The sequence below is a fragment of the Pseudomonas nitroreducens genome, assembly GCF_024170165.1.
Taxonomy (GTDB): domain Bacteria; phylum Pseudomonadota; class Gammaproteobacteria; order Pseudomonadales; family Pseudomonadaceae; genus Pseudomonas; species Pseudomonas nitroreducens_C.
Genome location: NZ_JALJXP010000015.1, coordinates 51727 through 70448, shown reverse-complemented (window position 1 = coordinate 70448; position 18722 = coordinate 51727). Strand labels below are relative to the sequence as shown.

17 protein-coding genes are annotated in these 18722 nt (G+C 66.4%); 6 read left to right on the top strand and 11 right to left on the bottom strand.

The window, feature by feature from the left end; all coding sequences use genetic code 11:
• The 5 genes from J2T47_RS24955 to J2T47_RS24935 form a co-directional block, all read right to left on the bottom strand.
• Positions 1–390, bottom strand: a complete 390-nt coding sequence (locus tag J2T47_RS24955; protein WP_253452832.1) for a VOC family protein — start codon at positions 388–390, stop codon at positions 1–3.
• Positions 391–406: 16 nt separating this feature from the next.
• Positions 407–1000, bottom strand: a complete 594-nt coding sequence (locus J2T47_RS24950) for a GNAT family N-acetyltransferase (RefSeq protein WP_253452829.1) — start codon at positions 998–1000, stop codon at positions 407–409.
• 111 nt (positions 1001–1111) lie between these two features.
• Positions 1112–1786: a polysaccharide lyase family 7 protein gene (locus J2T47_RS24945; protein WP_253452828.1), complete on the bottom strand. Its 675-nt coding sequence runs from the start codon at positions 1784–1786 to the stop codon at positions 1112–1114.
• 187 nt (positions 1787–1973) lie between these two features.
• The gene (locus J2T47_RS24940; protein WP_253452826.1) at positions 1974–2660 is read right to left on the bottom strand and encodes a response regulator; all 687 of its coding nucleotides are present in this window, start codon (positions 2658–2660) and stop codon (positions 1974–1976) included.
• Positions 2661–2713: 53 nt separating this feature from the next.
• Positions 2714–4036, bottom strand: coding sequence for a CapA family protein (locus tag J2T47_RS24935; protein ID WP_253452824.1), 1323 nt, complete (start codon positions 4034–4036; stop codon positions 2714–2716).
• 297 nt (positions 4037–4333) lie between these two features.
• Here J2T47_RS24935 and J2T47_RS24930 point away from each other — a divergent pair, with 297 nt between their 5' ends.
• The 6 genes from J2T47_RS24930 to J2T47_RS24905 all read left to right on the top strand — a co-directional run bounded on the left by J2T47_RS24930 (position 4334) and on the right by J2T47_RS24905 (position 13027).
• Complete coding sequence (locus J2T47_RS24930) at positions 4334–6187, top strand: DUF1302 domain-containing protein (protein WP_253452822.1); 1854 nt, start codon at positions 4334–4336, stop codon at positions 6185–6187.
• Between the two features lie 37 nt (positions 6188–6224).
• Positions 6225–7583, top strand: a complete 1359-nt coding sequence (locus J2T47_RS24925) for a DUF1329 domain-containing protein (protein ID WP_253452820.1) — start codon at positions 6225–6227, stop codon at positions 7581–7583.
• 783 nt (positions 7584–8366) lie between these two features.
• A complete protein-coding gene (locus tag J2T47_RS24920; protein WP_253452819.1) occupies positions 8367–9272 on the top strand; it encodes a LysR family transcriptional regulator in 906 nt (301 codons plus the stop codon).
• 108 nt (positions 9273–9380) lie between these two features.
• Complete coding sequence (locus tag J2T47_RS24915) at positions 9381–10589, top strand: M20 aminoacylase family protein (protein ID WP_253452817.1); 1209 nt, start codon at positions 9381–9383, stop codon at positions 10587–10589.
• Complete coding sequence (locus J2T47_RS24910) at positions 10586–11860, top strand: MFS transporter (protein WP_253452815.1); 1275 nt, start codon at positions 10586–10588, stop codon at positions 11858–11860. Before J2T47_RS24915 ends, J2T47_RS24910 begins: the two co-directional genes overlap by 4 nt.
• Positions 11861–11917: 57 nt before the next feature.
• A complete protein-coding gene (locus tag J2T47_RS24905; RefSeq protein WP_253452813.1) occupies positions 11918–13027 on the top strand; it encodes a M14 family metallopeptidase in 1110 nt (369 codons plus the stop codon).
• Here J2T47_RS24905 and J2T47_RS24900 read toward each other — a convergent pair.
• From J2T47_RS24900 to J2T47_RS24875, 6 genes are all read right to left on the bottom strand, one after another.
• A complete protein-coding gene (locus J2T47_RS24900) occupies positions 12997–13512 on the bottom strand; it encodes a GNAT family N-acetyltransferase (RefSeq protein ID WP_253452812.1) in 516 nt (171 codons plus the stop codon). The genes J2T47_RS24905 and J2T47_RS24900 overlap by 31 nt on opposite strands.
• A 96-nt stretch (positions 13513–13608) precedes the next feature.
• The gene (locus tag J2T47_RS24895) at positions 13609–13788 is read right to left on the bottom strand and encodes a hypothetical protein (protein ID WP_024762799.1); all 180 of its coding nucleotides are present in this window, start codon (positions 13786–13788) and stop codon (positions 13609–13611) included.
• 165 nt (positions 13789–13953) lie between these two features.
• A complete protein-coding gene (locus J2T47_RS24890) occupies positions 13954–14400 on the bottom strand; it encodes a hypothetical protein (RefSeq protein WP_192432666.1) in 447 nt (148 codons plus the stop codon).
• A 342-nt stretch (positions 14401–14742) separates the two neighbouring features.
• On the bottom strand, positions 14743–16095 hold the full coding sequence (locus J2T47_RS24885) for an OmpA family protein (RefSeq protein ID WP_253452801.1): 1353 nt from the start codon (positions 16093–16095) through the stop codon (positions 14743–14745).
• Between the two features lie 214 nt (positions 16096–16309).
• Entirely contained in the window at positions 16310–18103 is a 1794-nt protein-coding gene (locus J2T47_RS24880) for an acyl-CoA dehydrogenase (RefSeq protein WP_253452799.1), read from the bottom strand.
• A gap of 264 nt (positions 18104–18367) precedes the next feature.
• The gene (locus J2T47_RS24875; protein ID WP_253452797.1) at positions 18368–18709 is read right to left on the bottom strand and encodes a hypothetical protein; all 342 of its coding nucleotides are present in this window, start codon (positions 18707–18709) and stop codon (positions 18368–18370) included.
• Positions 18710–18722: the final 13 nt, after the last annotated feature.

The window sequence follows — 18722 nt, the reverse complement described above, 5'->3', positions numbered from 1 at the left end:
CTACTCCGGCTCGTGGCAGACGCAGCAGAGCTTGTTGCCGTCCGGGTCGCGCAGGTAGGCGCCGTAGTAATGCCGGTGGTACTCCGGACGCAAGCCCGGAGCTCCGGCGCAGGTGCCGCCGTTGGCCAGGGCTGTCGCATAGGCCTGGTCCACCTCGGCGCGGGAACTGGCCTGCAGCGCAAGCATCTGGCCGTTGCCGGGGTTTGCATCGCCTTCAAAGGGCGCGCCGACGATGAACAGCGGGCGCGGCGCAGCGGCCGGCATCCAGGCGGCCCAGGGGCGTGCGCGTTCGATGAACTTCAGCGGGTAGCCGAGCGCCTGCATGAATGGCTGATAGAACGCCAAGGCGCGCTCGAAATCCGCGGTGCCGAGGAACACGTGGGACAGCATGGTGATGCCCTCCAGGTCAGGCGGCCGGGGTGAGGCGTTGCAGCAGCCGCGCCTTCACCTCGGGCCACTCGCTGTCGATGATGCTGAAGCGCACCGAGTTGCGCTTGCGCCCGTCGGGCATGATGCGCTCGTGGCGGGCGATGCCTTCCTGCACCGCGCCCAGGCGCAGGATGGCGGCGCGGGATTTTTCGTTCAGCTCGTCGGTGGTGAACTGCACGCGTACGCAGTCGAGCTCCTCGAAGGCGTAGGTCAGCAGCAGGAGCTTGGCCTCGCTGTTGATCGGCGTGCGCTGGGCCGAGAGGGCCAGCCAGGTGTGGCCGATTTCCAGTTTGCGGTTGGCGCGGTCGACCTTCCAGAAGCGGGTGCTGCCGACGATCCTGCCGGTGCGCCGGTCGAGGATGGCGAAGGGCAGGACGCTGCCTTCCTCCAGGCCTTTTTCGGCCTTGGCGATATAGCCCGCTACGGTGTCCGGGCCGGGTACCACCGTGACTTTCAGGTTCCACAGCTCGCCATCGCTGGCTGCATCCAGCAGGGCTTGCGCGTGTTCCGCGCGCAGGGGCAGGAGTTCGACGTGCTGGCCGGTCAGGTGAGGGCAGGTGAGGGCGGACATGCGAATGGGCTCTGGAAGGATTGCTCCCACAGCCTACCGGATGCCGACGCTTTTCTGTAGGAGCGGGCCATGCCCGCGAACAGCGTCTGTAAGGCGCCGCTTTCCCCGCACTCACGCATGCCTGATCTGCAGGTCCTTGATGACGCACACCGACGCATCGCTCGCCAGGGTCGTGTCGCTGAAGTCGATCTGGTTGTAGACGCCGCCATGGAAATCGAACACCCGTGCCGCCCAGCTGGCGTCCAGGGGCATCGACGGCACCGCCGAATTGCGCCCGTTGCAACTGGCCTGCACGGTCAGCATCAGGCTGGAGGTGGCGAGGATCAGGATGTCGAAATCCGCTCCCAGCGGCACATTGTCCAGCACCGTGCTGTTCACCGGGGTGGTCTGGTTGAAATTCTGGCGAAAGCCCATGGTCAGCTTGCCCTTCTGCCAGAACACCTTGAGCAGAGGGCTGTCGTCGTCCTTCACGTGCATCTGCGCCACCACCACCTTCTGTGCCGAGTTCACCTGGGTGACTTTCATCAGCTGGTGGTTCACGTGCTCGGTGGCGCTGCTCAGGGCCCAGTAGATGGGCTCCTTCCATTCGCAGCGGGTGCGGTGGACGCTCTTGCTCGCCACCCCCTTGGTCGGTGCGGTGAGCTGCAGGCTGCCGTCCGGCAGGCGGGTGACCAGTTCGGGATATTGCGCCAGCGCCTGCGGGCCGGGGATTTCGATCGAGACGGTATCGGTTGCTGTCCTGCCCACGGGCAGGGCGATATTGAGGTTGTCGATGTTGACTGTCATGCCGGGCACTCCTGCCGCAGTGAGGGTGCTGGTTTGACTGGGCGGAGTTCCCCGCGCGACGAACTTTCGGCCGGGCGGTCATGCTGGCAGCTTTGTAGGAGCGAGCTTGCTCGCGAACAGAGCTCCCTGGCGGCGCCGGTGCTGGGCGGGTTCGCGAGCAAGCTCGCTCCTACAGGTAGAGTTCCTGCTAACCGGTGAAGCGGTAGCCCTTGCCACGCACGGTGACGATCAGCGGCGGTAGCAGGTCGTCGCCCAGCTTGGCGCGCAGGTGGGCGATGCGCACGTCCACCGAGCGGTCCATGCCATCCCAGGCGATACCGCGCAGGGCCAGCAGCAACTCATCGCGGCTGAGGGTCTGGCCAGCGTGGCTGACGAGTTGCCAGAGCAGGTCGAACTCGGCACCGGTCAGGTCGATGCGTTCGCCGTTGCGCTGCACTTCGCGCTGGCGGGCGTCGAGCACCAGACCTGAGCGCTCCAGGCGTTCCGTCGCTTCGGCGGCTGCCCGCGGGCGGCGCAGCAGGGTGCGCACGCGGGCCAGCAGCAGGCTGGGGCGCACCGGTTTGCAGACGTAGTCGTCGGCGCCGTTCTCCAGGCCGTCGATCTGCTCGGTGTCTTCGGAGCGCGCGCTGAGCATGAGAATCGCACCCTGGTAGCGCGGGCGGATGCGCCGGCAGATGGACAGGCCGTCGTCGCCAGGCAGCATGCGGTCGAGGATCACCAGGTCCGGGCGCTCGTCCAGCACTCGCTCGGCGGCGCGCGCGCCGTCAGGCTCGATGCCGGCGCAGAGGCCGTGGTGTTCGAGGAAGTCGCGGGTGAGAGCGGCGAGGCGCAGGTCGTCCTCGACGATGAGAATGCGTGGGCTGGTCATGGGCATCGCGGAAGGTAAGAAGGGCGCCGGGCAGCTTGTGGCTGCCCGGCGCTGCGGCATCAGAGTTGGATGCGCGCAATCGAGCCGTCCACCGACAGCCGAGTACCGTAGGGCTCCGACAGCGCGGCGAAGCGCTGCAGGATCGCTTGTGCGTGTTCGCCTTGGGCCAGGCGCGGGCGGCCGCGGCGATGTACCGCTTCGCCCAGGCCCAGGCTTACCGGGTGCAGTTCGATGCCGGTGAGGCGGCGGCCGTCGAACAGGCAGACCGGCACCAGGCTTTCCCAGAAGCGCGCATCGGAGGGGAAGCTGCGGGTGTCGTTCTGGGTGCGCTGCAGGAACACCTTCGACGGCGTCTGGTTGCGGTCCACGCGGAACTGCTCGTAGCTGTCCGCCGGCAGGCGTTCCACCAGCTCGTTCTGGCCGATGAAGTTGCCCAGGCTGTAGAAGATCGGCTTGCCGTTGTAGATCTCCATGCCGCGCAGCAGGTGCGGGCCGTGGCCGACCACGATGTCGACACCGGCATCGATCATGCGCCGCGCCACCGGCTGGATGAATTCGGCGGCCGCTTCCAGGTTCCATTCCCCGGTCGCGTCGTGGCCCAGTTCGTGGGCGTGGATGCTCAGCACCACCACGTCGGACAGCGTCCGCGCTTCCTCGACCCAGCGCAGGATGTCGTCCATGTCCTTCTTGCGCGGCAGCGTGCGCAGGCGCGCGCTCTCGCCCTGGCGGAACAGCAGCGGGGTGAAGGGGCCGAACACCGCCAGCGCCGGATCGGGAATCGGGTGGGCGAAGCCCAGGTCCACCGCGCCCTGGTAGAGGCGGTCCAGGCCGAGGCTGGCGATGATGCCGCGCATGGCTTCCATCTGCGCGCCGTCGAGCTGGTGCACGGTGTCGTAGCGCAAGGGGCTCAAGCCGGGGCGGCCGGGCATGTCGCGGGTCTGCTCGCTGGCTTCCTGGCCCTTGCCGAAGGTGGAGGTGCAGGCCAGCAGCGAGACGGTGCCGGCCGGTTTGGTGCAGTACACCGGGCGGCGCGCCTCTTCGAGGTTGCGGCCGGTGCCGGCGTACAGCAGTTCGCGCTTCTGCAGCTGGGCGTGGGCGGCCTGCAGGCCGGCAATGCCGTAGTCCAGGCTGTGGTTGTTGGCGGTGGAGAACAGGTCGAAGCCGCCGTCCACCAGCTCATCGAGAATCCATGCCGGCGCGCCGAAGTGCGAGCCGCCGCTTTCCAGCACGGCGTCGCCCTGGAAGTCGTTGGGCAGCACCTCCAGGTTGGTGAAGCTGACGTCCGCGCCGCGCAGCAGGTCGAACAGCGGGCGCAGGGTTTGGTCTTCGCGGCTGTTCAGGCGGCGCTGCAGGATGCTGTCGCCGGTCAACGCAATCTTCATGGTCCACCTCAGGGTCGGGGAATCGCTGATGGCGGCGGACTTTAGGGCAATGCGCGGCCCGGGTCGGCTGAATCCTGGGTATCGCGATAGCCGTCGGTTATCACCCGCAGAGCCGCACCCGCAAAGCCTCGCGCGCTGCGAGATGCCGGCGTTTTCATTCTGGCTATGGGCATCACTTTTTTTCAGAAGTCAGCGTTGTGACAGCGCTCTTACCATGCGACCGCCTCCCGGCCCAAGCGCCGCGGAGCAGGGGTGGCACGGCTTGCCGTGACCAGCACGATCCAGGCGGAGAGCAGCATGAAAAAAACAATAACCGGCGCCGCGGGCTTCAAGCCGCACGCGCTGGCGCTGGCTACCAGCATGGCCCTTGGCGGGGCATCTTCGGCTCAGGCAGTGAGCTTCAACGTGGGGGAAATCGAGGGTCGTTTCGACTCGACCCTGTCCATCGGCGCGAGCTGGGCGATGGACAGCCCGGACAAGAAATTCATCGGCACCCGCAACGGCGGCACGGCGTCCAGCCAGACCTCCGATGACGGCCGGCTGAACTTCAAGCGCGGCGAGACCTTCTCCAAGATCTTCAAGGGCCTGCACGACCTGGAGCTGAAGTACGGCGACAGTGGCCTGTTCCTGCGTGGCAAGTACTGGTACGACTTCGAACTCAAGGACGAACACCGTCCGCTCTATGACATCGACGACAGCGGCCGCGACACTGCCGCGCAGTCCTCCGGCGCCGAGCTGCTGGACGCCTTCCTCTACCACAACTACGAACTGCAGGACCGGCCGGGCACCGTGCGCGTGGGCCGCCAGGTGGTGAGCTGGGGCGAGAGCACCTTCATCCAGAACGGCATCAACTCGATCAACCCGGCGGATGTCGCCGCGCTGCGTCGCCCCGGCTCCGAGGTGAAGGAAGCACTGATCCCGGTGAGCATGCTGTATTTCAACCAGGGGCTCACCGACACCCTGTCCATGGAGGCCTTCTACCAACTGGAGTGGGAGAAGACCGTGCCGGACAACTGCGGCACCTTCTTCGGCAGCGATGTGGCGGCCAAGGGCTGCGACATCAACATGGCGGTGAACGGCAGCGACTTCGACCGCGACATCGACGGCACCGGCATCAAGGGCGGCTATGGCTACGTGCCGCGCGGCAAGGACCACGACGCCCGCGATGGCGGCCAGTTCGGCGTGGCGCTTCGCTGGATGGTTAACGATACCGAGTTCTCCGCCTATGCGATGAACTACCACAGCCGCGTCCCCACCAGTAACTGGGTAGTCGGCAAGGGTGCGCTGGCCGACCCGGTCGGCGGGCTGATCGGGCAGGGCGGTGTGAGCACCGCGCGCTGGTACCTGGACTACCCCGAGGACATCCGCCTCTACGGCCTGGGCTTCAACACCACCTGGGGCAGCACGGCGGTGCAGGGCGAAATCAGCTACCGGCCGAACATGCCGCTGGGCATCAACTCCAGCGACGTTTCCGGCGCCGCCACCCTCGGCTCGGCGGCGACCAGCCCGCTGGTCAACGGTGGCCTGCCGATCTTCTCCAGCGGCTGGGCCGACTCGGCCTACGGTTCGCTGATCCAGGGTTACGAGCGCAAGCCGTTCACCCAGGCGCAGATGACCTTCACCAACACCTTCGACCAGATCGAACTGATCGGCGCCGAGCGCCTGACCCTGGTGGGCGAGATCGGCTTCAGCCACATCGCCGACCTGGGCTCCACCGACGGCTCCGACCTGCGCTTCGGCCGCAGCAGCGTATACGGCAACGGTGAGCTGGCCAGTGCCGGCACCTCGGCGCTGCTGGGGCTGTCGGGCAACGCGATCTGCCAGAAAGTGGTGAACACCGCCAACCCCGGCCAGTGCGATGACAAGGGCTTCTACACCCAGAACTCCTGGGGTTACCGCGTGCGCGCGGGCCTGGAATACAACGACCTGCTCGGTGGCGTTTCGCTGCGCCCGAACCTGGCGTTCTCCCACGACGTGCAGGGCTACGGCCCGACCTTCAACGAGGGCGACAAGTCGATCAGCGTCGGCGTCGATGCCGAATACCTGAGTCGCTACACCGCCAGCATCAGTTACACCGACTACTTCGGCGGCGATTACAACGTCAACACCGACCGCGACTTCCTCGCCGTCAGCATGGGCGTCAGCTTCTGATGCCCGCCAGCTCCAGTCCTGGAACAGAGGTAAAAGCATGAACAACAAGCAATGGTTGCAGGCCGGCTGCCTGACGCTGAGCCTGCTCGCCGGGCAGGTCATGGCTGCGGTCGGTGCCGACCAGGCCGCGCGCCTGGGCAATGAGCTCACCCCGATTGGCGCGGAAAAGGCGGGCAACGCCGACGGCAGCATCCCGGCCTGGACCGGTGGCCTGGCAACGGGTGCCGGCAAGGCCGACGCCGGCGGCTTCCTCGCCGACCCGTACGCCGCGGACAAGCCGCTGTTCACCATCACCGCGCAGACCGCCCAGCAGTACAAGGACAAGCTCACCCCGGGGCAGCTGGCGATGTTCCAGCGCTTCCCCGACACCTACCGCATCCCGGTCTACCCCAGCCACCGCAGCGCCAGCTACCCGCAGGCGGTGATCGACGCGGCGAAGAAGAACGCCACCGCCACCTCGCTGGCCGAGGGCGGCAACGGGCTGACCAACTTCAGCATGACCATCCCGTTCCCGATCCCGCAGAACGGCCTGGAAGTGATCTGGAACCACGTCACCCGCTACCGGGGCAATGCGATGCTGCGCACCACCGCGCAGATGAACCCGCAGACCAACGGCGCCTACACCATCAGCTACATGAAGGAGCAGTTCGCCTTCCCGTTCGGGCTCAAGGACTACGACCCGGCGAAGATGGACAACATCCTCTACTACTTCCGCCAGGAAATCCTTTCGCCGCCGCGTCGCGCCGGCAGTGTGATGCTGGTGCTGGAGACCATCGACCAGGTCAAGGAACCGCGCATGGCCTGGATGTACAACGCCGGCCAGCGCCGCGTGCGCCGCGCCCCGCAAGTGGGCTATGACAGCCCCGGTGCGGAAGGCATGCGCACCTACGACGACTTCGACATGTTCAACGGTGCGCCGGACCGCTACGACTGGAAACTGGTGGGCAAGCAGGAGCTGTACATTCCCTACAACAGCTTTGCGCTCGACTCGCCGGCGCTGAAGTACGACGACATCGTCAAGCCGGGCCACCTCAACCCGGACCACACCCGCTACGAACTGCACCGCGTGTGGCACGTGGTGGCGACCCTGAAGCCGGGCCAGCGACACATCTACAGCAAGCGTGACCTGTACATCGACGAGGACAGCTGGCAGATCGCCGAGGCTGACGCCTACGACGGCCGTGGCAACCTCTGGCGGGTATCGGAAGGCCATGCGCGGCCGTTCTACGACCAGCAGTTCACCTGGCTGACGGCGGAGACCCACTATGACGTGCTGTCCGGCCGCTACACAGTGTCCGGGCTGCGCAACGAAGAGAAGAGCAGCTACGACTTTGCGGTGAAGGCCAGCAGCAACGACTTCACCCCCAACGCCTTGCGCGCCACCGGCATCCGCTGAGGCGGGCTTGACTGGCGCTCACCGGCGCTCCCTGTGTTTTTTCAGCGGCCTTCGGGCCGCTTTTTTTTCGCCTGGTGATTGGCTGTTGGTTTCCTGTAGGAGCGAGCTTGCTCGCGAACCCGTTCAACGCGATGCCTCCCTTAGGAACGGGTCGTGCGCTTGTAATTGAGGCATTCAGATACGTAGGGCGCATAACGCGCCAGCGTTATCCGCCGTTGGCGCTGTCTGCGTTGTTGTTCGTGTTTCTGCGCCGCTTCGGTGCGCGCGCGGACTTCGTGTTTCGCCCCCTCGGGCGAGTTACTTTTCCAAACGACGGAAGGCCGCCCCCCAAAAAGTAACCAAAAGGCTTGCCCCGGACATCCGGTTTTTCGCTTAGGCGAAAAATGCCCTCGTTGAACGGGGCACTCGGAGTGTGCGGACATTTCTCTGGAAGTCCCCAGAGCCAGAGCCAGAGCCGAGGCGGCGGTGCTCTTCGTAGGACCGAGGGGGACGCCTAGTCCTTGCTCGCGAACCCGCCCAACTCGGCGTCTCCCCGTAGGAGCGGACCTTGTCCGCGAATCCACCCATCCGCACAGCAGCAACCGGAAAACCTCGCCGTAGGATGGCGTGGAGCGAAGCGATACCCATGCTGTCGCTGAAATCCATAGCCGCGCCCCACTAACCCTGGCCAAAACACCCCCGCGACCCACCAGTCCACCCGCGTTTACCAACCGTTACGCGCGCCGGCCTCGATTTTGCTTTATGTTCCGACCTGTTACCGATCCCCGAGCCGACGCCCACTCCATGAAGTTGCATCAACTCCGCGCCATCGTCGCCATCTGCGAAAGCGGCAGCATCCAGGAAGCCTCGCGCCTGCTGCACATCTCCCAGCCCGCCCTGTCCAAGAGCATCAAGGAGCTGGAAGCCGAGCTGGGCGTGCCGTTGCTGGTGCGTTCCAATCGTGGCATCACCGCCACCGAATACGGCGAGCGGCTGGTGCGCCGTGCCCGGCTGGTGGTCGAGGAAGTGCGCCGCGCGCGGGACGAGATCGAGACGCTGAAGGGAGCCATGGACGGTCGCGTGGCGATCGGCGTGTCACCGGTAACGCCCAGCCAGCAGTTCGCCAGCTGCCTGCTGCGTTACCGCAAGCGCTACCCCAAGGTGCAGCTGCAGATCAGCGAACTGCGCCCGGCCAAGCTGCTCGAAGGCCTGCGCGAAGGCCAGCTGGACCTGGTGCTGACCTCGCAGCCGTCCTCGCGCAACGTCGACGGCTTCCACTGGCAGGAGCTTTACGCCCAGCCCACCACGCTGGCGGTGCGCAAGGGCCATCCGCTGCGCAACGTGCGGTCGCTGCACGAATTGCTCGACGAGGAATGGCTGGTGCCTGACTCGCTGGACGTCTCCCTCGCCGGGCAGATGTTCGAGCAGTACCAGGTGCGCCATCCCGAGCGGGTCATCGAGTGCGCCTCGGTGGTGCTCTACGCGGAGCTGGCGGCCAACACCGACGCGGTGAGCTTCTGGTCGCGGCGGGTGTTCGACCTGCCGGTGGTCTCCGGCACCCTGGAAGCGCTGGATATTGCCGAGACCGTGCCGGGCACCGATATCTCCCTGGTGTGCCGCCCGCCGGAGCTGATGACCCGCGAGGCGCAGACCCTGGTGGACGAGCTGGTCTACGCCTTCAAGGGCCCGCACCTGCGCAAGGCCGATTAAGTGCACCGTCGATAACCAGCCTTGATAAGCATGCGCGAAGGTCATTATTCAGCGCCTCGCGCGTGGGGCATCCTGCCGGCCACATCAGAACAATGAGCAGGATGCGGCATGAGTCAGCAGCCCCTTACCCAGCACGAGACAGTCGAACGTCTAGCCGCTTCCCAGGAAGCCTTCGCCCGGATTCGCCGGGACCTTCACCAGCATCCCGAGCTGGGCTTCGAGGAGGCACGCACCGCTTCCATCGTCGCCGGCTACCTGCGCGAGTGGGGCTATGAAGTCCACGAGGGCATCGGCGGCACCGGCGTGGTCGGTGTGCTGCGCCAGGGCAACAGCGCACGTAGCATCGGCATCCGCGCCGACATGGACGCGCTGCCCATCGACGAAGCCAGCGGCGTGCCCTACGCCAGCCAGCACGCCGGCCGCATGCACGCCTGTGGTCACGACGGACACACCGCCATCCTGCTCTGCGCCGCCCGGGACCTGGCCGAACAGCGCCACTTCGACGGCACGCTCAACCTGATCTTCCAGCCCGCCGAGGAAACCCTGGGCGGCGCCGTGGCGATGATGGACGATGGCCTGTTCGAGCGCTTCCCGTGCGATGCCGTGTACGCGCTGCACAACGCGCCGGGCCTGCCGGTGGGTTGCTTCCTGACCCGCGAAGGCGCCCTGACGGCATCCTCGGACCGCGTGTCGATCCGTCTGACCGGTGTCGGTGGCCATGGCGCCATGCCGCATCTGACCAAAGACCCGATAGTCGCTGCCGCCGAGCTGGTACTGGCGCTGCAGAGCATCGTCGCGCGCAACGTGCCGTCCACCGAGGTGGCCGTGGTCACCGTGGGCATGCTCAAGGCGGGGGAGGCGGCCAACGTCATTCCCGACCACGCCGACCTGCGCCTGAGCGTGCGCGCCACCAGGCCGGAAGTGCGTGAGCTGCTCAAGCGGCGCATCGGCGAGATCACCCGTGGCGTGGCCGCCGTGCATGGCATGGAGCTGCACTACGAATACGAGGAGCTGGTCCCGGTGCTGGTCAACACGCCGGAGGAAACCCGCCTCGCACGCCAGGTGCTGACCGAACTGGTCGGCCCGCAGCGTCTGCTCTCCGAGATTCCCTCGGGCTTCCTTGGCAGCGAGGACTTCGCCTGGATGCTCGAGCGCCGCCCCGGTTGCTACATCGCCCTGGGCAACGGCAACAGCGGGCCCAGCGGCTGCATGGTCCATAACCCCGGCTACGACTTCAACGATGGCGCCATTCCCTTCGGTGCGGCGCTCTGGGTGCGGCTGGTGGAGACTTCGCTGTCGAAAGGGGAGCAGGCATGAAACAGCGCACCGTAGTCCTCGTCCTGCTGATGCTGGTGATGGTCATCAGCGTGCTGGACAAGACCATCTTCGCCTTCGCCGGCGCGCAGATCATCGACGAGCTGAAGCTTTCGCCGACCGAGTTCGGCTTCATCGGCAGCGCGTTCTTCTTCCTCTATTCCATCTCCGGTGTGCTGGTGGGCTTCCTCGCCAACCGCTTCCCGACCCGCTGGATTCTCGCCGGCATGTCGGTGGTCTGGATGGCCTCGCAACTGCTGGTGGCGCTGTCCAGCGGCTTTGCCGCGCTGGTCGCCGGGCGCCTGCTGCTGGGTGCCGGCACCGGGCCGGGTACGGCGGTGACCCAGCACGCCTGCTTCAAGTGGTTCGGCCCCAGGGAGCGCGTGCTGCCCTCGGCGCTGATCCAGGTGTCGATCATGCTCGGCGCCGTGCTCGGCGCGCTGAGCCTGCCGCTGGCGATCCAGCACTTCGGCTGGCGCACCGCGTACTTCCTGCTGGCGCTGCTCGGGCTGGTCTGGCTGGTGGTCTGGCTGATCTTCGGCCGCGAAGGCCAGCAGACCGAGGAGGAGGGGACGGGCTCGTCGCTGCGCCTGCCGTACAGCCGCCTGCTGCTCAACCGCAGTTTCATCTGGATCACCCTCATGGGCTTCCTCAGCTACCTGCCCACCGCGCTGGTGTACAGCTGGGTGCCGGTGTACCTGCAGAAGGGCCAGGACATGACGCCCATGCAGTCGGGCTACACGGTGATGGTGGTGACGGTCGGGGTGATCCTCGCCAACCTGCTGCTCTCCACGCTGTCGCAGCGGGCGATGAAGCGTGGCGTCTCGGTGCAGCGCGCCATGGTGCTGCCACCGATGGCTTTCGCGGCGGTCGCCGGTGTCGCCTTCTGCGCGCTGACCCTGCTGCACGGCGATCGGATGGCGATCCTGGTGCTCTACGCCGTGGGTGCGATCCTGGTGAACGTCCTGCCGACCTTCTGCAACACCCTGGTCGCCTACATCGCCCCGAGTTCGCAGCGCGGCTCGATGCTGGCCATTCACATTGGCGGCATGACCAGCGCCGGGATGCTCGCACCCTGGATCGTCGGCCAACTGGTCGAGCTGCGCGGTGGCGACATCGCCCATGGCTTCGAGACGGCGCTCGGCCTGTTCGGCGTGCTCACCGTGGTCGGCGCCATCCTCGGCTGCCGGATCATCTCCCCCGAGCGCACCCGCCAGTCGCTGCAGGGCGAGCACAGCGAAGCGCCGCTGCCCGGTGCGGTCGGCCACGCCTGATATTTCCCGCAGGGCCCGCCCAGCGGGCCCTGCAACATCCAGTCATCCGGAGCGGTGATGAACCCGTCTGCCTGTTTCTCCCAGAGCTACGCCGAAGCGCGTGGCAAGTTTCTCGCCGCGTGCCTGTCCGCCGGCCTGGTCGTCGAATCCCACCGTCACCCGCTGACCGGGCGCGATGGCGAACCGCTCGCACTGGACGTGGCGCGCAGTGGTCCGCGCGATGCGCAGAACCTGCTGATCATCAGCAGCGGCTGTCATGGAGTGGAAGGTTTCTGCGGCTCGGCGGTGCAGGTGGCGCTGCTCAACGACCCCGACTGGCTGGAGCTCTGCGCCAAGGCCGATTGCGCAGTGCTCTACCTGCACGCGGCCAACCCCTACGGTTTTTCCTGGTGGCGGCGCTGGACCCATGAGAACGTCGACCTCAACCGCAACTTCATCGACTTCCCCCAGCCGCGCCAGCGCAACCAGGCTTACGGCGCACTGGACCCGATCCTGATTCCGCGGCGCTGGCCGTCCTTCGCCAGCCATCTGCGCCTGCTGCGCTACGCCCTGCGTCACGGCCGCAAACAGTTGCAGGCGGCCATTTCCAGCGGCCAGGACAGCCATCCCAATGGCCTGTTCTACATCGGCGCCAAGCCGACCTGGAGCAACCAGGCCGTGCGCCAGGTGCTGCGTCAGCACGCCCGCGACTGCGCACGACTGGGCTGGATCGACGTGCACACCGGCCTTGGCCCCAAGGGGCACGGCGAGCGCATCTACGTGGGCGGAAACGATCCGCAGACCCTCACGCGCACGCGCCGCTGGTGGGGCGATGAGGTGACTTCGGCGCATGAAGGGGGATCGGTGTCGGTACAACTGCAGGGGCAGATGATCCTCAGCGCTGCCAGCGAGTGCCCGCAGGCCGAGCTGACCGCCATCGCCCTGGAATATGGCACGTTGCCAGGGCTCAAGGTGCTCAAGGCGCTGCGCGCGGACCAGTGGCTGGCCAACAACCCCGGCGTGCCGGCGGAGAAGGCCCTGCGCATCCATCGCCAGCTGCGTGATGCCTTCTACGTGGACGAGGACGGCTGGAAGCGCCGGGTGCTGGAGCAGGCCGGCGAAGCGGCACGACAGGCCCTCGCCGGGCTGGGCGAGGCTCAGGCCTCGCCGGTACGGGCATCCAGGTAACAGATCGTCGTGCGCCGCGAGCCATTGGGGCGACGCTGCGGGTCGGCGAAGGTTTCCAGCTCTTCGAAGCCGGCCTTGCGCATCATCCCGGCGGAGCCGGGGTTCTCCTCGTGGCGCTCGATGTAGATGTCGGGCAGGCCACGGGCGAGCAGATCGGCGATGGCCGCGCGCAGCAGGCGCGTACCCAGGCCGCGCCCGGCTTCGCCGCGATGCACCGTGGCCTCGGCGATATAGGCGTGACGCTTGCGCCCTTCGTGCTGGAAGCGACCGAACGCAGCGCTTTCATGGAAGGTCACCAGGCCGCGCAGCTCATCGCCATCCACTGCGACCAGCGCCCAGACCGTCCCCTCGGCAATGCTCTGGAAGTGCTCGCGAACCGGACCTTTGGGCAGGAAGTTCCAGTCATTGGGGCCGTGCTCGAAGATCAGGTCCAGCATGACCGGGACGTCATCGGCGGTGGCGGGGCGAATCTGCAGGTCAGCCATGGCGCTTTCCTTGAAGTCGGGACGAACGACTCTAGCCACGGTCGATGCCCGGTTGCAGGCACAGTGGCGCAGGAAAACTGTACGGGTGGGAGCGGATCAGCGGCCGGGCAGCATCGGCGTCAGGTGCAGGATGTTCAGCAGGTGCGGAACGCGCAGCGGGTAGCAGGCCTGCAGGCGCACGCGCGCCTCGGAGAGGGTCATCTGACGGGAAAACGAGCGCAGCACGGTCTTGCCCAGGCAGTGACCGTCCTGAAAATGCACGAGGAATTCATTCATGGCGAAGCGACAACGAGGAAACACGCACGAGGTGGCGCACAGGGCGCGAATAATAGCGACTTCGACGCGTTCATCGTTGCCATAAATCATCCTTTGCAGGAACTGTCCGACGGAACGCTCATTCCGCCGCCAGCCGAACCGACGACCGGCGGCGTCGGAAAAGGCCTAAAGTCCAGAAGCATGCTCGTAAGAGTAGTCCAGGCGCAGGACGTTGTAGTCCAGGCGCATGCCGAAGGCGTGCATGAAGAAGGCCTCCAGCTGCAGTTCCAGCGAGCGCGAGGTCAGCGTCGCCAGGCGCGCGCCCTGGCGGCGCGTGCGGCGGTTCACCGCGGTGAATTCCTCGTGGACTATGCCCTGGGCGGCCGGGTCGGCGATCAGGCGATAGCAACTGTCCGGCAGGTCATCGCGCTGGGTGGCGCTGAGGCTGAGTTCGGGGTGGCCGTCAGCGTTGGTGATCAGTTCCACGCTACAGCGCAGGCCTCGGTCGCGGGCGAAGCGCGAGGCCTCTTCGAAGGCCGGCAGGGCCTTCTGCAGGACCTGGATCTCGAAGGCGAGGAGGAATTGCTCGTCGAATTCGACGTCCTGGGTGTTCCGGGGTGCCTGGTTCAACATCGCCGGCATCTCCTGTGTCGATGAAACGAGAAAACTTTCGTAGGCGAGTCGGGATCGCCAAAGTTTCGTCATCGCGGCATTGCAGGACACAACGCACACAGTCGGCCAGCAATGCCATTTGCCTGAACGAAAGGCCATCTCACTGGATGGCGTGGGCGGCTGTCAATGAACATTCGGGCATAACAGGCGCAGCCGCAAATAGCCAGGCGTGTGCGAGCGCGGAAAAACCGGCCGGTGGCAGGGGTGGCGCGGGGTGTAACGCAGAGTTGACACAAGGCCACCGCCCTTCCGCTGGTCGGATGGGCGGTGGCTTGCCGCAGTGCTATGGCTCCGCCTTCATCTTCATTCGCTCAGGACGGTGAACTCGATGCGGCGATTCTTCGCCCGGCCATCCTCGGTCGCGTTGTCGGCGATCGGCTTGCTGGCGCCATAGCCCTTGGCGATCAGCATGGAAGGGGCGACACCCAGCGCGACCAGCTTCGCCTGCACGGCATCGGCGCGCTTCTGGCTCATGGCCAGGTTGGCTTCGTCGCTGCCGACGGAGTCGCTGTGGCCAGCGACCTCGATCTTCGTGCCTTGCGGCGCGGAGCGGATGGCCTGCGCTGCACGGCCGAGGATCTCGACACTGTCGCTGGTGATGGCATTGGAGTTGCTGTCGAAGTAGACGTTCATCAGGTTCAGTGCGTGCACCAGGTCCTCTGCGCTGAAACCGCTCTTCAGGCCGGCCAGGGCGGCGCTGGCGCGCTCCCACAGGCCGCTGATGGAGTAGCCGCTGAACAGCTCGCGCAGTGCCTGGCTGAGCTCGAAGCGCTGGTCTTCGGGCAGGGCCGAGGTGTCGATGGACAGCTTGTCGCCATCCAGGCCCAGCTTGACGCCGCTGGCGCTCAGCTGCGGCAGGGCGGCGATCAGCTTGTCCAGCCAGCCGGCCGGCAGGGTCTGTGGATCGACGAGGATGTCGCCGGAAACCTTGTCCGCGCCGAACTGCGCGTGCAGGGCATCCATCAGCCGCTGCTTGTCGGCGTCGTCAGGCAACTGGCCATTGACGGTGATCTGGCCGTCCTGATTGCTCAGCTGGAAATGCGCCGGCTGTTGCTCCACCGGTTCCTGGACGAGGACTTCCGGGGTGGCTGGCTTCTGGCCTTGTGCCTGGGGCGGTGCTGCCGGTTCGCTCGGTAGAGGCTGGGGTTGTGAATGCGGTTTGGACTCCGGCTGGCATTGGCTTACGGCAAGGGCGAACAGCGCCAGCAGGCCTGCCAGCAGCAGCCAGAACAGCCAGCCCAGGCCTTTCTTGCGCGGCTTGGCGGGTTCGTCCTGGAGCAGGGCGGCCAGCGGTGCGGGGAGACGGGAAGCTTCCTTGCCGTCGCGGGTGAGCAGGGCGACCAGCTTGGGCAGGGCTTCTGCTCCGGCCATGTTCACCGCGCCGCTGGAAACCCCCAGCAGGCTGGCCAGGCGCTCGGACTCGCGTTGCCCTACGCCAGCACTGAACTGGTCGGGTTGCAGTACGTTGTCGGCAGGATTGCCACCGATCCAGGACCGGAGCAGGTCGCCCAGACCGGCGTCCTCGAAGCGCTTGCGAAAACCTTCGAACCCACCGGTCCGCTGGTTGACGATGGACTCGGCGAGCAGGCCGACGAAGCGGCGGGCGTGGCTGCCCATGCCGCGATGGGCGGCCTGCTGGATGATCGTTTCTAACATCAATGTCTCCGCTGAAAAGGGATGCCGCTGCCTGACAGGGTGATTGCTGCGCAGGTACAGGCCGGCTCGGGGCGCCAGGCGCCCTGAGTGGCGGCATTCTCGGAGTGGAGAGCGGGTGTTGCAGTCGGATATTTCCGCTGGGCGTCGGTGTCTTGTCCTATTTCGACTTGAGGTGCCCGCACTGGCTACGCCGCCAGTGCGGCGAGGGGATGGCTCAGAAGCTGAAGTCCTCCATCGCCAGGGCGGCGTCGCCGCCTTCGATGATCGACTGCGCCAGCCCCGGTGCCCGGGCGAGAAAATGCCCGGCATAGAACTGCGCGGTGCGCAGTTTGGCCCGGTAGAACGCGGCATTGCCGCTGCTGCCGGCCAGGCGCTCGCGGGCCACCTGGGCGGAGCGCGCCAACTGCCAGCCACCGCTGACGATGCCGAACAGTTCCAGCAGCGGCACCGAGCCCAGCACCACCTGGCGCACCTGATCGTCGTAGTGGTTCACCACGTAGTTCACCGCGTCGTCCAGGGCGTTGATCGCCGAGAACAGGCGATGGCGGATCGCGGCCAGTTGCGGGTCGTCGTCCGGCAGCGCCAGTTGCGCTTCACGCAGGCGGGCAATCAGGGCGAAGGCGGCGGCGCCCTTGTCGCGGGCGATCTTGCGGCCGATCAGGTCGAGCGCCTGGATGCCGGTGGTGCCTTCGTAGATCGGCGTGATCCGTGCATCGCGCAGGTGCTGGGCGGCGCCGGTTTCCTCGATGAAACCCATGCCGCCATGGACCTGTACGCCGAGGGAGGCGATGTCCACCGCGTTCTCGGTGCACCAGCCCTTGATCACCGGGATCATCAGCTCGACGAAGGCCTGTCGTTCGCGCCGCACCGATTCTTCTGGGTGGCCGTGGGCCAGGTCGGTCGCCAGCGCCACTTCGCAGGCCAGCGCGCGCATGGCTTCCACCCGTGAGCGCATGGACATGAGCAGGCGACGCACATCGGGGTGGCGGATGATCGCGGCCTTTTCCCGACCCGGCACGCCGATCTCCGTGCCCTGGATGCGCTGGCGGGCGTAGTTCACCGCGCGCTGGTAGGCCCGTTCGGCCAGGCCGATGCCCTCGATGCCGACGGAGAAGCGCGCCGCGTTCATCATGATGAACATGTACTCCAGGCCGCGATTCTCTTCGCCCACCAGCCAGCCCTTGGCACCGCCCTGGTCACCAAAGGCCAGCACGGCGGTGGGGCTGCCATGGATGCCGAGCTTGTGCTCGATGGAGACGCAACGCAGGTCGTTGCGCTCGCCCAGGCTGCCGTCGGGGTTCAGCAGCACCTTGGGCACCACGAACAGCGAGATGCCTTTCACGCCATCCGGCGCGCCCGGCAAGCGGGCCAGCACCAGGTGGACGATGTTGTCGGTGAGGTCGTGTTCGCCGTAGGTGATGAAGATCTTCTGCCCGAATACCCGGTAGCTGCCGTCCGCCTGAGGCTCGGCGCGGGTGCGCACGGCAGCGAGGTCGGAGCCGGCCTGGGGTTCGGTGAGGTTCATGGTGCCGGTCCATTCGCCGCTCACCAGTTTCGGCAGCCAGGTGGCCTTGAGTTCGTCCGAACCGCGCAGCTCGATGGCCTCGATGGCGCCGCGGGTGAGCATGGGGCACAGGCCGAAGGCGACGTTGGCGGCGTTCCACATTTCCTCCACCAGTGCCGACACCAGTCGCGGCGCGCCCTGGCCGTCGAACTCCGGCGGGCAGGAGAGGGCGTTCCAGCCGTTCTCGGCGAACCTCGAGTAGGCGTCGCGCCAGCCCTCGGCGGTGCGCACATCACCATCGCTCCACTGCGCACCCTGGCGATCGCCGATGCTGTTCAGCGGCGCCAGCACGCCCTGGGCGAAGCGGGCCGCTTCGTTGAGGATGGCGTCCACCAGTTCGGTGCCCATCTCTTCCTGTCCTGGAAGCTGGTTCAGCGTATCGAGCAGCTTCAGTTCACGCAGGATGAACTGCATGTCGCGCAGCGGGACGTTGTATTCACTCATGTCGGAACTCCTGTGTGGCCAGCGGCGCGTACGGGTTGTGGTTGTACGAAGGCCCCATTAGAAAGGGGCACGCGCGGTGCTTCGCCCCTCCCTTCGAGTGGGTGCCGATCGAGCAGGATCAGACAGTGGACCTGTCTCCGGCCGTGGAAGTTTTAAGGACTGACCCCGGGGAGAGCACAGGATCTGCCAGCCGAACGCGTGTCCATTGTCAGGTCCCTTGGCGCACCTGGCTGGGCCTCTGTGCGGCCATTGCGGGCGAGTGGATCAGGGGGTGAGTGTGGAGGTCATTGCCCAGGTAATGACGCTGGCGTTGCCCGCAGTGAACAGCAGAGCACCAAGAAACACACTGTCGGCGATACGGGTCATGAGCTGGCCGCGGCGAGTGCGGTGAGCCCGCAGGCTCCAGTAGGCACAGAAGGCGGAGACGACGTAGAGCATCATGTTCACCGCGACCAGGTCATCGATGATCAGGTCCTCGTGGCGCAGGGTAAGGATCACCCGGATGATGCCGATCACCGTCAGGCAGACGCCAACCATGGTGGCCGAGACGGAAAAGATATGGACGCAGATATCGTCGTCGAGGGAGGGCGGATCGGTTTCGTTCATGGCGCTCGCTCAT